This is a genomic window from Azospirillum brasilense, from assembly GCF_022023855.1.
Lineage (GTDB): Bacteria > Pseudomonadota > Alphaproteobacteria > Azospirillales > Azospirillaceae > Azospirillum > Azospirillum brasilense_F.
The window spans coordinates 275908-289455 of the sequence record NZ_CP059453.1 but is presented as its reverse complement, the minus strand read 5'-3'; the positions used below and the strand labels follow the sequence as shown (position 1 = coordinate 289455).

The 13548-nt window shown below is 69.8% G+C and carries 15 protein-coding genes; 7 read left to right on the top strand and 8 right to left on the bottom strand.

Annotated features, from left to right (window positions below; genetic code table 11):
- Nucleotides 1–11: 11 nt before the first annotated feature.
- On the bottom strand, nt 12–347 hold the full coding sequence (locus H1Q64_RS31060; protein WP_237908155.1) for an antibiotic biosynthesis monooxygenase family protein: 336 nt from the start codon (nt 345–347) through the stop codon (nt 12–14).
- 110 nt (nt 348–457) lie between these two features.
- Entirely contained in the window at nt 458–1237 is a 780-nt protein-coding gene (locus H1Q64_RS31055) for a response regulator transcription factor (protein ID WP_237908154.1), read from the bottom strand.
- On the opposite strand from H1Q64_RS31055, the gene H1Q64_RS31050 reads away from it, so the two are divergent.
- Nucleotides 1236–1583, top strand: a complete 348-nt coding sequence (locus tag H1Q64_RS31050; protein ID WP_237908153.1) for a hypothetical protein — start codon at nt 1236–1238, stop codon at nt 1581–1583. The genes H1Q64_RS31055 and H1Q64_RS31050 overlap by 2 nt on opposite strands.
- Nucleotides 1584–1589: 6 nt before the next feature.
- Nucleotides 1590–2408, top strand: coding sequence for a hypothetical protein (locus H1Q64_RS31045; RefSeq protein ID WP_237908152.1), 819 nt, complete (start codon nt 1590–1592; stop codon nt 2406–2408).
- A 17-nt stretch (nt 2409–2425) separates the two neighbouring features.
- Here the strand turns inward: H1Q64_RS31045 and H1Q64_RS31040 are convergent, their stop codons facing one another.
- From H1Q64_RS31040 to H1Q64_RS31030, 3 genes are all read right to left on the bottom strand, one after another.
- Nucleotides 2426–2644 carry a hypothetical protein gene (locus H1Q64_RS31040; RefSeq protein ID WP_237908151.1) on the bottom strand — a complete coding sequence of 73 codons (219 nt, stop codon included), beginning with the start codon at nt 2642–2644 and terminating at the stop codon, nt 2426–2428.
- Nucleotides 2645–2767: 123 nt separating this feature from the next.
- A complete protein-coding gene (locus tag H1Q64_RS31035; RefSeq protein ID WP_237908150.1) occupies nt 2768–3451 on the bottom strand; it encodes a class I SAM-dependent methyltransferase in 684 nt (227 codons plus the stop codon).
- A 61-nt stretch (nt 3452–3512) separates the two neighbouring features.
- Nucleotides 3513–4514, bottom strand: a complete 1002-nt coding sequence (locus H1Q64_RS31030; RefSeq protein ID WP_237908149.1) for an alpha/beta hydrolase family protein — start codon at nt 4512–4514, stop codon at nt 3513–3515.
- A gap of 236 nt (nt 4515–4750) precedes the next feature.
- On the opposite strand from H1Q64_RS31030, the gene H1Q64_RS31025 reads away from it, so the two are divergent.
- Nucleotides 4751–5416, top strand: a complete 666-nt coding sequence (locus H1Q64_RS31025; protein ID WP_237908148.1) for a MarC family protein — start codon at nt 4751–4753, stop codon at nt 5414–5416.
- A gap of 9 nt (nt 5417–5425) precedes the next feature.
- Here H1Q64_RS31025 and H1Q64_RS31020 read toward each other — a convergent pair whose 3' ends face one another.
- From H1Q64_RS31020 to H1Q64_RS31010, 3 genes are all read right to left on the bottom strand, one after another.
- Nucleotides 5426–6484 (bottom strand): Glu/Leu/Phe/Val dehydrogenase dimerization domain-containing protein, encoded by a 1059-nt coding sequence (locus H1Q64_RS31020; RefSeq protein WP_237908147.1) that lies wholly within the window; start codon nt 6482–6484, stop codon nt 5426–5428.
- A gap of 387 nt (nt 6485–6871) precedes the next feature.
- A complete protein-coding gene (locus H1Q64_RS31015) occupies nt 6872–7483 on the bottom strand; it encodes a DUF2076 domain-containing protein (RefSeq protein ID WP_237908146.1) in 612 nt (203 codons plus the stop codon).
- 327 nt (nt 7484–7810) lie between these two features.
- Nucleotides 7811–8926 carry an AI-2E family transporter gene (locus H1Q64_RS31010; protein WP_237908145.1) on the bottom strand — a complete coding sequence of 372 codons (1116 nt, stop codon included), beginning with the start codon at nt 8924–8926 and terminating at the stop codon, nt 7811–7813.
- A 214-nt stretch (nt 8927–9140) separates the two neighbouring features.
- On the opposite strand from H1Q64_RS31010, the gene H1Q64_RS31005 reads away from it, so the two are divergent.
- The 4 genes from H1Q64_RS31005 to oxc all read left to right on the top strand — a co-directional run bounded on the left by H1Q64_RS31005 (nt 9141) and on the right by oxc (nt 13529).
- A complete protein-coding gene (locus tag H1Q64_RS31005; RefSeq protein ID WP_035682875.1) occupies nt 9141–9818 on the top strand; it encodes an HAD family hydrolase in 678 nt (225 codons plus the stop codon).
- Nucleotides 9815–10699 (top strand): lipid kinase, encoded by an 885-nt coding sequence (locus H1Q64_RS31000; RefSeq protein WP_237908177.1) that lies wholly within the window; start codon nt 9815–9817, stop codon nt 10697–10699. The genes H1Q64_RS31005 and H1Q64_RS31000 overlap by 4 nt, the downstream gene beginning before the upstream one ends.
- 341 nt (nt 10700–11040) lie before the next feature.
- Nucleotides 11041–11730: a GntR family transcriptional regulator gene (locus H1Q64_RS30995; RefSeq protein WP_035673347.1), complete on the top strand. Its 690-nt coding sequence runs from the start codon at nt 11041–11043 to the stop codon at nt 11728–11730.
- 41 nt (nt 11731–11771) lie between these two features.
- Complete coding sequence (oxc, locus tag H1Q64_RS30990; RefSeq protein ID WP_137102847.1) at nt 11772–13529, top strand: oxalyl-CoA decarboxylase; 1758 nt, start codon at nt 11772–11774, stop codon at nt 13527–13529.
- Nucleotides 13530–13548 lie beyond the last annotated feature (19 nt).

Here is a 13548-nt window from a genome sequence, read left to right as displayed (position 1 = left end):
CCATTCCTTCGTTACTCCGCGTGAACGGCTTCGACCGTATAGAGGCTTGGCGTGACCGACGTCGCGAGGCCCGCGAACTGTTTGAGTTTCTCTTGCATCTCGGGCTTCTTCATGAAGCCCTCGAAGTGCTCCTTGGATGCCCATTGGACGTAGTTCACGATCTTCTTTCCGTCGAGGCTGCTATGGATGCAGACCGACATGAAGCCGGGCTGGTGGCGAATGGTGTTTTCGGTCGATTCCGAAAGGGCCTTCGCCAAGGCAGCCTGCTTCTTCGGCTCGACCTCATAAACGTTTATCAGCGTCAGGCATGGGGACTGAGGGTCAATCGTTGCGATGTTCTTGGCCATCGTCACCTCCTTCAAAAGTGCAGCCACGAAGGGGATGACAACGCCTGCCCGCGAAATGTGACATGCCGGACGAAAAAGGGAAACGCGCGGCATTCAGATCGTGTTCGCCCTCACCCCGCCAGCCGCGCCTCGCCAATCCCGCGCCCGAACGCCGCGTAGCCTGGCAACACCCGGCGCGCCTGCAGGGCCGGGGCAGAGTCCTCATGCTCGGGCGGGGCCTCGAACTTGTAGCCGCGCCCATAGACGGTCTCGATGTAGCGGGCGCCGCCGGTGGCTTCGGCGATCTTCTTGCGCAGCTTGCAGATGTAGACGTCGATGACCTTGTCCAGCGGGTCGGCGCCGGACAGGCCGTAGACCTCGTCGTAGATGTGCTCCTTGGACACGACGCGGCGATGATGGGCGGCCAGCACACCGAGGATGGCGTGCTCGCGCTGGCTCAGCCGCAGCCGCTCGCCGCCGACCTCCGGGTCGCGCCCGTCGAGGAAGACCGTGAGCTGGCCCACCCGCACCGCGTTGCTCAGCAAGCCGCGCGAGCGCCGCCGCGCCACCTCGATGCGCGCCCGCACCTCGGCGCTGACCACCGGCTTGACCAGCACGTCGTCGGCCCCGGCGTGCAGCAGTTCCACCGTCGTCGTCACGCAGCGCCGGTCGAGCAGGCAAAGGATCGCCGCCCCGACCTGATGGGCCCGTAAGGCCGCCACGCAGCGCGCCGGATCGTTGACGCTGCCCAGGACGATGGCGTCGTAGCCCAGCCCGTCCGCACCTTGCTGTTGCAGAAGCTCCTCCAGCCCGGCCCAGTCCTGGCGGTCGTAACGGATCTTCCCCATGCCGAGCTGACGGCCGAGCGCGTCGGCGATCAGGGGGTTCGGTTCAACCAGGACAGCACGCATGGGGTTCTCCGCAGCATCGGATCGGCCAGGGCGATTGATTTGCTTTTTAGAAAAAGTCTTTTTCGCGCCTGCAAACATCATTCAAAAAACCAATCGAAATCCGTACTGTCAATCGTTGGTGTTAATACCTTGGCGAGAGGCGGGAGTCGGCGTTAAACCGGTTTTAAAACCCGTTAACAGACCTGATTTTGCAGAATTTGCCGACGAAATCCCTGAAAATACAAAACGAATTCTCGGCAGTGCTTTTTGCCGGACCGTCTCCCGGCCCCGGCCTATGGAAAAAGGTTCCTGTGCGCGGCGCGCCGGACGCGCTACTGTGGCGGTGCAGGCCCGACTGTCAGGATAAGCCGCGATGACCGAGATGATGCCGCTCTCCAACGCCGAGGATACGACGCCTCCGCCCGCGGCACCGGCCAAGCGGGCCACCCGTCCGCGCGCGGCGAAGGCGCCGTCGGAGGAAACCACGCAACTCCTGCGCGTCTACGGGGATCAGGTCGCCACGCTCGGTGAACAGATCGCCAAGGCGGAGGCGGCGGCGGACAGCGAACGGGCGGAGCGGCTGCGGGTCATCGCCGAGCACGCCTCCGAACGCGAGCGCTGGCGCGAGGCCATCGGGCAGGTCGAGCGGGCGCGCTCCGGGGATGTCGGGACCCTCCAGGGCGACCGCGAGGCGGAGCGCGACCGCATCAACCAGCTCGTCGAGACTCTGATCGCCGAGACCTCGGCGCGCGAGCAGGGCATGGCCCGCGCGCTTCAGGACGCGGAGAACCGGCTGTCCGCGGTGAACGCGGAGATCGCCGCCCTGCGCCTGTCGCACGCGGTCGCGCTGGACCGGCTCCAGGCCGACCGCGAGGCGGAACGCAAGCGCATCGGCGATCTCGTGGAGCGGCTGATCGCCGACACGGAGGCGCGGGAACGCGGCTTCCGCCAGCGCATCGAAGCGGCGGAGCGCCGCAGCGAGGAGGCGCAGGCGGCGCTGGAGCAGGAACGACGGACCGGCGCGGAGCTGGAGAAGCGGCTGGAGCGACTGACCGGCACGCTGGACGGCCTGCGCCGCGACCGCGAGGCCGAGGTCACCGCTTACGAGGCGATGCGCGACCAGTGCCGCATTCTGGTGACCAAGTTGGCGCGGCGGCAGAGCCCCTGGTGGCGCCGCCTGTTCCGGCGTTGAGCGTCCGGCGCTGAGCGTTATTCGTCCTTTTTCTCGTCGCCGCCGCGGAAGGGCGCGGTCGCCACATGGGCCGTGGCCGACACCACGTCGCCCGCGACGCTGACCGCGGACCCGGCGACGCTGGCCGCCGTGTCCACCGTGGCGACCACCACGCCGCAACCGGTCAGAAGCAAGGCCGCCGGGAAGAGCAGGACGGCGGCGGACAAGCCGGATCGGGACAAGGCGGGGTGGGGCATGGTCTTCGGCCTTCGAAAGGGTGACACCGCTCCACTATGCCCCGGACGCGCGGCAGCGCGCCTGTGACCAAACGGCGGCGCTCATGCTGGCACGCCGCCGTATCGCGGCCAAACGGGTCCTGCTTAAGGCAGTCTCTTGAAGACCATGCGCCGCATCGGCTGGTCGAAGGCGGTCATCCCCTCCGCGTCGATCCGCCCGCTGGCGGCGAAGCGGCGGCGGACCTCGGCCTCCACCGGGGGCAGGCGCTCGCGCCGCGCCGGGTCCACGGCGGTGACGTGGGTAAGGTAATGATCGGCGTCGCGGTAGCGCACCACGGTGCTGTAGACCGTCTCGTCCACCGCCTCCAGCGGCAGCGGCGGGTGCTTCAGCGTGTCGTAGGCGGCGGCGCGCACCTCCGTCTCGTCCTCGATGGGCAGGATGACCTCGAAATAGGCGCCCTCGGCGATCGGCTCCACCACCACCAGCGTGCCGCCGGGCTTCAGCGCCCGCGCCGCCTCGGCCATCGCGTCGGCCATCACCGCCAGCGGCAGATGGTGGAAGCTGTTGGAGTAGACGATGGCGTCCACCGACGCGTCCTCCAGCGGCAGGGCCTCCCCCTTGCCGACGCGGTAGTCGGCGCCGGCCACCGGCTCCGCCTTGCGGGCGCGGGCGAGCTGGCCCTCGCTGATCTCGATGCCGATGGCCCGGGCGCCGAGGCCCGCGAAATGGCGGGTCAGCGACCCGTCGCCGCAGCCGACATCCACCACGGTCCGGTCCCGCGGGTCCAGAACCTCGGCCAGGGCGTCCTTCAGGGTCATCGTCGTCATGGTGCGTTTCCGTTTTTCTTGATGGTTGGCAGGTGTTGGGCGACGTTCCGGCCCCGGTGGGTCAGGGCGCGGCGTTCAGCGTCCGCCGGAAATAGTCGAGGACTTCGTCGTTCAGCCGCGCGTGGAAGCCGGCGCGGTCGAAGCCCGGCGGGTCCTGCACCGTCGCGCCGAAGCGGGCGGCGGCGCTGGCCGGGACCGGCGTCAGGAAGGCGTAGTGGCCGGCGCCGGGAACGAGGTCGTATTCCGGCGGCCGGGGCAGCAGGCCGCGCACCCGTGCCACCTGGAGGGCGCCGCTTTCGTCGCCCTTCTCCGCCTCATAGAGCCGGACCGGGACGGTGACGCGGGACAGCGCGCCGTCCGCGAACAGCGCGCCGACCGGGTCCATCAGCAGCAGCGAGCGGATACGCGGATCGGTGGCGGCCTCCAAACGCTTCGGCGTGGCCGCGGCGGTGGTCTTGGCGCCCGCCGGGCAGAGGCTGCGGTTGTCTGGATGGGCAGCGCAGACCTGGGTCAGCCGCCCCGGATCGGCGACCCCGCCCGCCGCCGCCAGCGCCGCATGGCCCCCGGCCGCGTAGCCGAGCACGCCGATGCGCTGCCGGTCCACCCGGAAGCCCATGGGCGAGGAGTCCAGCACGGCGTCCAGCGCCGCGCGGAGCTGCAGCGGCAGTTCCGACCACAGCGGCACGGTGCCGACCCGGTCGCCTTTGCCGGCCCTGGGATCCGCGTCCGGTTCCACGCCGCCGAGATGGGTCACGATGGCTGTCATCATCCCGCGGCGCGCCAGGAACAGGGCGACGCTGACCATCGCCAGACCGTTGCGCGCCGGTCCCTGGGTCATCATCACCAGCGGCACGGAATCCAGCGCCGGTCCGCCCTCCGGGGCGACGTTCAGGTGATAGGGTCCCCGCCGGATCGGCTGCACGGGATCGCGCGTGGGGTAGAAGAGCAGGATCGGCACCGTCTTGCCCGTACCCGGATCGGCGTAGGCGATCTGCGACACCGCCGCCCGGAACTGGGCCGGCGTTTCCGCCCGCGCGGGCAGGACCGGAAGCAGCCCGGTCATCAGAAGAGCCAGAACCCACCGCCGTGTCCGCGGACCCATCGCAACCCCTCCGGCATCACGTCACGAGGCCTTCCCCGTTGGGGGGAGTGTGGCCGTCTTGCCGGTCGAACGGCAAGCACGGCGTTTCCTGCCTGAACAATGGAGTCCGCAAATCATGGCGCCTTGCCAAGAAACGGGCCGGCCTGTACCACGGCGGTGCGCCCCGCCAACCGCCAAGGCACAGGTCGGCCCGTCCCATGTTCGACAGCTTCCTTCTCGCCTTCACGGCGCTGTTCTCGATCGTCAACCCCATCGCCATGGCGCTGATCTTCAGCCAGGTGACGGCGGAGCGCAGCCCGAAGGAGCGGGTGCAGCTCGCCGCGCGGGTTGCCGTCTATTCGGCCATCGTCATGCTGGCCGCCTTGTGGGCGGGGTCCTACGTGCTGAACTTCTTCGGCATCTCGCTGGCGGCGCTGCGGATCGCCGGCGGCTTCGTGGTGGCGGAGCGCGCCTGGGCACTGCTGAGCGCGCCGGAAGCCCACGAGGCCCGCAAGCAGGAGCAGGCCGCACCGGCGGAGGAGGCCGGGGACTCCGATGTCGGGGAATCGGCCTTCTTCCCCCTGACCATCCCCTTCACCACCGGCCCGGGCACCATCTCCGTCGCCATCGCGCTCGGCGCCACCCGCCCGGCGGACACCGCCGGCCTTACGAACTTCTTCATTGGCGTGTCGGCGGCGGCGTTGACCATCGCGCTGCTGATCTGGCTGTCCTACCGCTCCGCCGACCGGTTGGTGGCTCTGCTCGGCCACACCCGCGCCCGCGTGCTGACGCGGCTGTTCGCCTTCCTGCTGTTCTGCGTCGGCGTGCAGATCCTGCTGACCGGCATCCTGGACGCCTTCCCCGTGCTAGCCTCGGGGCGCTGATCGTCTGCTTCAGCGAGCCCGCCCCACGCGCTGGCGGGCCATGCGGTCGGCGACGGCGGCGGTCGGTTTGCGCTCCATGTCGGCGCGGGCGAAGATCTCCGTCAGCGTGTCGGCGATCCGCTCGATGTGGCTCATCACGCGGCCGTGGTCGTAACCGGCGCGCTCGTGATAGACGTCGATCACCCCGCCGGCGTTGATGACGTAGTCGGGGGCGTAGAGGATGCCGCGGTCGGCCAGCGCCTGCCCGTGCCGGGCCTCGGCGAGCTGGTTGTTGGCAGCACCCGCGACGACCGGGCAGGTCAGCCGCGGGATCGTGCCGTCGTTGAGGACGGCGCCCAGCGCGCAGGGGGCGAAGACGTCCACCTCAAGATCGAAGATGGCGTCGGCGGACACCGGCGTGGCGCCGACGCGGTCGGCCACGCGGCGGGCCTGCGCCTCGTCGATGTCGGCGACCCACAGCCGCGCCCCGGCCTCGGCCAGATAGCGGGCGAGATGTCCGCCGACGCTGCCCACCCCTTGGATGGCGACGGTCAACCCCTCCAGGTCGGCGCGGTGCAGGCGGTGGAGCACCGCCGCGCGGAGCCCGACGAAGACGCCGTAGGCGGTTGAGGGGGAGGGGTCGCCGCTGCGCGTGCCGCCGCTTGCGGTCGCCTTCTCGACCACGCCGGAGACATGGGCGGTTTCCTGCGCCATGGTCTTGATGTCGGGAACCCCGGTGCCGGAATCCTCGGCGACGATGTAGCGTCCGCCCAGCCGTTCGACGTGGCGCCCCATGGCGCGCAGCAGCGCCTCGCTTTTGTCGGTGCGCGGGTTGCCGATGATGACCGACTTGCCGCCGCCCAGCGGCAGGCCGGCCAGGGCCGACTTGTAGGTCATGCCGCGCGACAGGCGCAGCGCATCGCGCAGGGCCTCCTCGTCGCTGGCGTAGGGCCACATCCGGCAGCCGCCCAGCGCCGGGCCGAGCGCCGTGTCGTGGATGGCGACGATGGCGCGCAGGCCGGACGCGGCGTCGGAACAGAAGACCACCTGCTCATGGTCGTCGAAATCGGGATGGTCGAACAGCGGCACGGTTTCCTCCTGATCTTTTTCTTTTTGAAAAAGCGGAAATCACCGTAATGCAAAGCTCGGGCGTTGCGCGCGGCAGGGTTCCGCGCGCCGCGCGATGGTTCGGCGTGTCCGCTTTTCCTTGCCCTGTGCTTCACCCCTTCTTGATCGGGCGGGGGAGCGACGGAGCGTTCTCTTGAAGGAAACTAGATGCGCATGAAAATGCTGGCAAGGCGGACGGTTGGCTGGCCTGCAAAAAGCAAGGAGATGAGCGCGGGAACAGTTCCGCGTTGAGAAAGTGTCGCGCACGGGACCGCGAACGATAATTTCCGGTCTGCTCTCAAAAGGGCGAAGAAGGCCGGGGACCGGCCGGGCGGTGGGAGGAGGCCGCCCGGCCGGTCCCCGCGGGGATCAGAATTCCTCTTCGTCCCCGCCGAAACCGCCCCAGGAATCCTCTTGGCTGGGGATCTCCTCAGCCACCTGATCGACGGCGCCCTGGGCCTCCTGGGCGATGGCCTCGCCGCCGCCGGAGAAGGCGCTGGACAGCGCGCTGCCGATCAGCATGCCGCCGGCCACGCCCATGGCGGTCTGCATGGCGCCGGCCATGAAGCCGCCGCCGGCGCGCTGCGGCTGCTGGGCATAGGCCGCCACTCGCGGGTCGCCGTAGGCCGGGGCGGCGCCGGGGGCCTGACCCCAGGGCGAGCCGCCGGGGCGCTGCTGCGGGGCCGGGGCGGGCTTGGCGGCGCCGCCACCGAACAGGCCGCCGAAGATGCCGCCGCCGGCCGCCGCGGCCGGGCGCTCCTGAAGCTGGCGCTCCAGCTCCTGGTTCTGGTTCTGCGAGGCGGCCAGCGCCTGCTCCAGCATGACGATGGCCTGCGCCATCAGGTAGGGCGCGCCCGGCTGGCGGGCGATGGTGTCGCGGATGTGGGCTTCGGCCTGCGGGTCGCGCGGGCCGGACTGGGCCTCGGCCTGACGCAGCTTGGCGAAGAGGTCGTCAATGATCTGGCGTTCGGTCTGGTCCATGGCGGTGCTCGTGCTCTCGGTGGTTTGAGGGATGGTCCGGGCGTGCCCCGGCGCGTCGTCCATTGGGTGGGCGGCGGCGTCCGGAGGGGGCCGGAAAGGTGTGGAGGGTGTGAGAGAGGTCTGGGGATCGCGGGTCCATGGGAGCATTCAGTCCCTCCAAGTGCGGTCACGCCCGTCGGCGCAAGAGCAGGTGAAGAGATCCGACATCGCGACCACGTCTAAGTCGCCAGAGGGGCCCGGATCACAGGTCCCGGAGACGTGGGGAGGGTCGGGAACCCTGTCAAGAGAGGGGGGCGCCGGAAAAAGAGCGGAAAAAACAGCGCTGCGTTACTCGGGCCGTGTGCGCGCCTCGAAGCGGCGGCGGTCGCTTTTGTCGCTGAGCACGAAGGCGAAGGGGCGCAGCGCGTCGATGTGGCTGAGCGCGATGGCGATCAGGACGGTCATCGGCACCGCCAGCACCGTCCCGGCGGCCCCCCACAGCCAGCTCCACAGCAGCAGCGAACTGACGATCACCAGGGGCGAGATGGCGAGCTGCTTGCCCTCCAGCCGCGGGCCGATGAAGTTGCCCATCACCTGCTCGATCACCAGCAGGCCGCCCGCGACCATCAGGGCGGTGGTCGATCCGCCCTGGGCCAGCGCCATCAGCACGGGCAGCGTGGCCGCTCCCACCGAGCCGATTACCGGGATGTAGTTCAGCAGGAAGGCCAGGAAGCCCCACAGGAACAGGAAGTCGATCCCGAACAGCGACAGCCAGCCGATGTAGAGCGCCCCGGTGATCAGCCCCAGCGTCGTGCTGACCAGCAGGAAGCGGCGGAACTGCTGGGCGATGGCGGTGACCGCGGTGACGGTGGTGGCGCAGCGCTCCGGCCCCAGCGTCTTCACGATCTTCTCGCGCCAGACCGGCGCCTCGACCAGCATCAGCAGGGCGAGGAACAGCACGATGACCAGCGTCGAGACGGCCTCCCGCGCCGCCGTCAGCACCGATGCGACGAGACCGGACAGCGCCTCCACCCCGCCGCCTCCGGAGTCGCCGCTTCCGGAATCGCCGAGAAACTGCTCGCGCAGCCCGTCGATCCAGCCGTTCGCCTGCCCCCAGAGGCGTTGCAACTCCTCGGCGTGGCGCGGCACCTCGCCGGCCACGCGCTGGCCGACGAACCACAGGCCCCCAGCGAAGACCGCCAGCACCAGCAGCACCGTCAGCATGGCGGCGAGCGGGCCGAGCAGGGCCAGCCGCGGCGGCACCCGGTCGCGCACCCAGCGCCCGACCGGCGCCACGGCGACCGCCACGAAGAAAGCCCCGGCCAGCGGGATGAGCACCGGCGAGGCGGCGCCGAGGCCCCACAGGACGGCCAAGGCGGCCAGCAGGCCGACCAGCCAGAGGCCGAGCGTGATCCGGTCGATGGACCAGCGCTGATTCCCGTCCGTGTCCTCTCGCTGTGCCAAGGTGTCCGCTCCCCGCCGTTGCGCCCGTCGTTGCAATCCGCCGCCCGAGGGGCAGCATGAGCTTGACGCGAAACCGGCCGCGATGTTCCGCCGCGCCCCGTTCCCGGCGGGGGCGCAGAATTGCCGCCGGGGGGACGTTGCGGCGCAGCAGGCCCGGCACCAACTCACTGGGGCCGGCTCCGCCGGAGCGGGATTCAGCCTGGGGGCATACGCCATGGACCGCATCAACACGGCTTTCCTGTTCGACCTCGACGGCACGCTGATCGACAGCGTCTACCAGCATGTGCTGGCTTGGCAGGAGGCGCTGGACCATGAGGGAATCGAGCTGTCGGTCTGGCGCATCCACCGCAAGATCGGCATGAGCGGCGGCCTGTTCGCCAACATGCTGCTGCGCGAGACCGGCCTCGCCATCAGCCCCGAGCTTCTGGAGCGGCTGCGCCGCCGCCATGCCGAGGCGTTCCGCGGGTTGGCCGGGCGCGTCCGCCCGCTGCCCGGCGCGCAGGAGCTGCTGTCCCACCTGACGGCGGCGGGCATCCCCTGGGCCATCGCCACCAGCGGGCGGATCGAGACGGCGCGCTCCGGCCTGGAGGCTCTGGGCGTCGACCCCGACAGGGTGCCGGTGGTTACGCGCGATCAGGTGAAATACGCCAAGCCCGACCCCGACTTGTTCCTGGCCGCGGCGGAGCGGCTCGGCGTCGCCATCGAAACGGCCATCGTGGTCGGCGACAGTGTGTGGGACATCCTGGCGGCGCGGCGCGCCCGTGCGCTCAGCATCGGCCTGCTGTCCGGCGGCTACGGGCAGGACGAGCTGGAGCGGGCCGGCGCCTTCCGCGTCTACGAGGACCCCGCCAGCCTGCTGGAGCATCTGGACGAGGTGGGAGGCCGACGCTGAGCGCCGACCGACGCCGCGCGCTGCTGATCGTCAACGGGAAGGCCCGCCAGGGGCAGCGCGCGCTCGACGACATCCGGGAGGAGGCCGCGAAGGCGGGCGTTACCCTGATCCGCGCCGAGTGCCGCGAGCGGGAGGACATCGCCGAGGCGATCCGCGACCATGCCGACTCGGTGGACATGGTCATCATCGGGGGCGGCGACGGCACGCTGAACGCTGCCGCCCCGGCGCTGGCCGACACCGGCCTGCCGCTCGCCATCCTGCCCATGGGCACGGCGAACGATCTGGCGCGCACGCTGGGAATCCCGCTGGACCTGCGGGAGGCGGCGAGGCTGGCGGTCAGCGGGCCGATTCGCCGGATCGACCTGGGCGAGGTCAACGGCGTGGCCTTCTTCAACGTCGCCAGCATCGGTCTCAGCGTCGAACTGGCCCGCGAACTGACGCGCGAGATGAAGCGGCGCTGGGGCGTGTTCGGCTACGCCGTGGCGGCCTTCCGCGTGGCGCGGCGCATGGCGCCCTTCCGCGCCGAGATCCGCATCAACGGGGCGCGGCACCGCGTCAAGTCGGTGCAGATCGGAGTCGGCAACGGACGCCATTACGGCGGCGGCATGACCGTGCAGGAGAACGCCGCCCCCGACGACGGGCAGTTGGACGTCTACAGCATCGACCTGCGCGGCTGGTGGGAGTGGCCCCTGCTGTACCCGGACTTCCGGCGCGGGCGGCACGGGCATTGGAAAAACGTCCATGCCTGGTACGGGCAGGAGGTGGAGATCACCACCCGCCACCGCCGCCCGGTCAACACGGACGGCGACATCACCACCCACACCCCGGCGCGCTTCCGCGTGCGGCCGGGAGCCGTCGCGGTGATCGCGCCGCCGCGGTGAGGTCTTGCCCCCTCCCTATCCCTCCCCCGCTATTGCAGGGGAGGAGACTGCTGCCGCTTCGAAACAATCTCCCTCCCCTGCAAAGCGGGGGAGGGCCGGGGTGGGGGCAAAGCGTCAGCCCTCCCCGCAACCCCTGCGCGACATTCCCCCCTAACTCCCTGTGCGTTCGTGAAACAGTTCGCTGAGCGAACATAATCGCTTGCGGGCTAGTGGTATCTGGTATACCGTATCACCAATCCAAGCCGCTTCCCTTCTCCGGGGCAACGAAACCGCGGCCCAAACCCCTTCAGCCGGGGCCCCTCCTACGCGAGGGGAAAGAAGAGTCAGGGACGGGAACAGCCATGCAGACGATGAGTTTCTCGGTCGCACCCCTGGATCAGGGGATGAGCTTCAAGGCCAAGGCCTACCAGTCGCTGCGCCAAGCCATCACCCAGATGGACATCTACGGCGGGCCGAGCGAGATCCGCCTCGACGAGCGCCAGCTCTGCGAGGCGCTGGGCGTCAGCCGCACCCCGGTGCGCGAGGCCATGGCGCTGCTGGAGCAGGAGGGCTTCATCCGCTCCATGCCCCGGCGCGGCATCTTCGTGGTGCGCAAGACCAAGGCGGAGATCATCGAGATGATCACCGTCTGCGCGGCGCTGGAGGGCATGGCCGCCCGGCTCTTCGTCGAGCGCGCCGACGAGCGCGGCATGGCCGACCTGCACGAGACCTTCGACCGCTTCGCCGAAGGCGAGCTGGCCGACCACGTGCTGGAGTATTCCGACGCCAACGTCGCCTTCCACCAGTCGATCATCCAGGCCTCGGGCTGCACGCTCATCGCCGACCTGACCGACCGCTTCTTCATCCACATGCGGGCCATCCGCCGCGTCACCATGCGCCGCGGCGGCCGGGCCGAGACGTCCATCGTCGAGCACCGCGACATCATCGACGCCCTGACCCGGCGCGACGCCGACCTGGCCGAGCGGCGGGTGCGCGAGCACACGCTGGGGCTGGCCCGCCATGTCGAACAGCACTGCGATTTTCTCGATTGACCGATCGTGAACCGAATAAGAGTCGGGGAGGAGTAACCCTTATGTCAGCCGTCACAGTCCTCAACAACCAAGCCACGGCCGCCACCGATGCGGAACCGGCGCTGACGGATGGTTTCCAGCTCGTCATCGATGCCCTCAAGCTCAACGGCATCGAGAACCTCTACGTCGTGCCGGGCATCCCGATTTCCGACCTGCTGCGCATGGCCCAGGGCGAGGGGCTGCGGGTCATCTCCTTCCGCCACGAGCAGAACGCCGGCAACGCCGCCGCCATCGCCGGCTTCCTGACCAAGAAGCCGGGCGTGTGCATGACCGTCTCGGCGCCGGGCTTCCTCAACGGCCTGACCGCGCTGGCCAACGCCACCACCAACTGCTTCCCGATGATCCTGATCTCCGGCTCCTCGGAGCGCGAGATCGTCGACCTCCAGCAGGGCGACTACGAGGAGATGGACCAGCTGGCCATCGCCAAGCCGCTGTGCAAGGCGGCCTTCCGCGTGCTGCACGCCCAGGACATCGGCATCGCGGTGGCCCGCGCGATCCGCGCCGCGGTGTCGGGCCGTCCGGGCGGCGTCTACCTCGACCTGCCGGCCAAGCTGTTCTCGCAGGTGATGGACGCCGCCGAGGGCGCGCGCTCGCTGGTCAAGGTGGTCGACGCCGCCCCGGCGCAGCTGCCCTCGCCGGACTCGGTGGCGCGCGCCCTGGAGGTGCTGAAGGGCGCCAAGCGGCCGCTGATCATCCTCGGCAAGGGCGCCGCCTATGCCCAGGCCGACGAGGCGGTGCGCGAGCTGGTCGAGAAGAGCGGCATTCCGTTCCTGCCGATGAGCATGGCCAAGGGCCTGCTGCCCGACACCCACCCGCAGTCGGCGGGGGCGGCGCGCTCGATGGTGCTGAAGGACGCCGACGTGGTGGTCCTGGTGGGGGCGCGGCTGAACTGGCTGCTGTCGCACGGCAAGGGCAAGACCTGGGGCGAGCCGGGGTCGAAGACCTTCATCCAGATCGACATCGAGCCGCGCGAGATGGACAGCAACGTGGCGATCGTGGCGCCGCTGGTCGGCGACATCGGGTCGTGCGTGTCGGCGCTGACGGCGGGCATGGCCAAGGGCTGGACGCCGCCGCCGGCGGAGTGGACGGGGGCGGTGTCGGCGCGCAAGGAGGCGAACATCGCCAAGATGGCGCCCAAGCTGATGAGCAACGCCTCGCCGATGAACTTCCACGGCGCGCTCGGCGCGCTGCGCCGGGTGGTGCAGGAGCGGCCGGAGGCGCTGCTGGTGAACGAGGGGGCGAACACGCTGGACCTGGCGCGCGGGATCATCGACATGCACCAGCCGCGCAAGCGCCTGGACGTCGGGACCTGGGGCGTGATGGGCATCGGGATGGGCTTCGCGGTGGCGGCTGCGGTGGAGTCCGGCAAGCCGGTTCTGGCGGTGGAAGGCGACAGCGCCTTCGGCTTCTCGGGCATGGAGGTGGAGACGATCTGCCGGTACAAGCTGCCGGTGTGCATCGTGGTGTTCAACAACAACGGCATCTACAAGGGGACGGACGTGAACCCGACGGGCGGGTCGGACCCGTCGCCGATGGTCTTCGTTCCGGACTCGCGCTACGACAAGATGATGGAGGCCTTCGGCGGCGAGGGCGTCAACGTGACGACGCCGGACGAGCTGTACCGGGCGGTCAGCGCGGCCATGGACAGCGGTCGGCCGACGCTGATCAACGCGGTGATCGACCCCAACGCCGGGTCGGAGAGCGGCAACATCGGCAGCCTCAACCCCACCAGCGCCGTCCGCAAGGGTCCCAAGACCTGACGCCTTCCTAAATTATAAA

What these genes read in the sequence shown, in the direction of transcription:
- H1Q64_RS30995 (WP_035673347.1), top strand. Translation starts at nt 11,041, where the DNA reads ATGCAGACGATGAGTTTCTCGGTCGCACCCCTGGATCAGGGGATGAGC.
- H1Q64_RS31045 (WP_237908152.1), top strand. Translation starts at nt 1,590, where the DNA reads ATGACCGAGATGATGCCGCTCTCCAACGCCGAGGATACGACGCCTCCG.
- H1Q64_RS31025 (WP_237908148.1), top strand. Translation starts at nt 4,751, where the DNA reads ATGTTCGACAGCTTCCTTCTCGCCTTCACGGCGCTGTTCTCGATCGTC.
- H1Q64_RS31040 (WP_237908151.1), bottom strand. Translation starts at nt 2,644, where the DNA reads ATGCCCCACCCCGCCTTGTCCCGATCCGGCTTGTCCGCCGCCGTCCTG.
- H1Q64_RS31030 (WP_237908149.1), bottom strand. Translation starts at nt 4,514, where the DNA reads ATGACCGGGCTGCTTCCGGTCCTGCCCGCGCGGGCGGAAACGCCGGCC.
- H1Q64_RS31015 (WP_237908146.1), bottom strand. Translation starts at nt 7,483, where the DNA reads ATGGACCAGACCGAACGCCAGATCATTGACGACCTCTTCGCCAAGCTG.
- H1Q64_RS31060 (WP_237908155.1), bottom strand. Translation starts at nt 347, where the DNA reads ATGGCCAAGAACATCGCAACGATTGACCCTCAGTCCCCATGCCTGACG.
- H1Q64_RS31055 (WP_237908154.1), bottom strand. Translation starts at nt 1,237, where the DNA reads ATGCGTGCTGTCCTGGTTGAACCGAACCCCCTGATCGCCGACGCGCTC.
- H1Q64_RS31005 (WP_035682875.1), top strand. Translation starts at nt 9,141, where the DNA reads ATGGACCGCATCAACACGGCTTTCCTGTTCGACCTCGACGGCACGCTG.
- H1Q64_RS31050 (WP_237908153.1), top strand. Translation starts at nt 1,236, where the DNA reads ATGGGGTTCTCCGCAGCATCGGATCGGCCAGGGCGATTGATTTGCTTT.
- oxc (WP_137102847.1), top strand. Translation starts at nt 11,772, where the DNA reads ATGTCAGCCGTCACAGTCCTCAACAACCAAGCCACGGCCGCCACCGAT.
- H1Q64_RS31035 (WP_237908150.1), bottom strand. Translation starts at nt 3,451, where the DNA reads ATGACGACGATGACCCTGAAGGACGCCCTGGCCGAGGTTCTGGACCCG.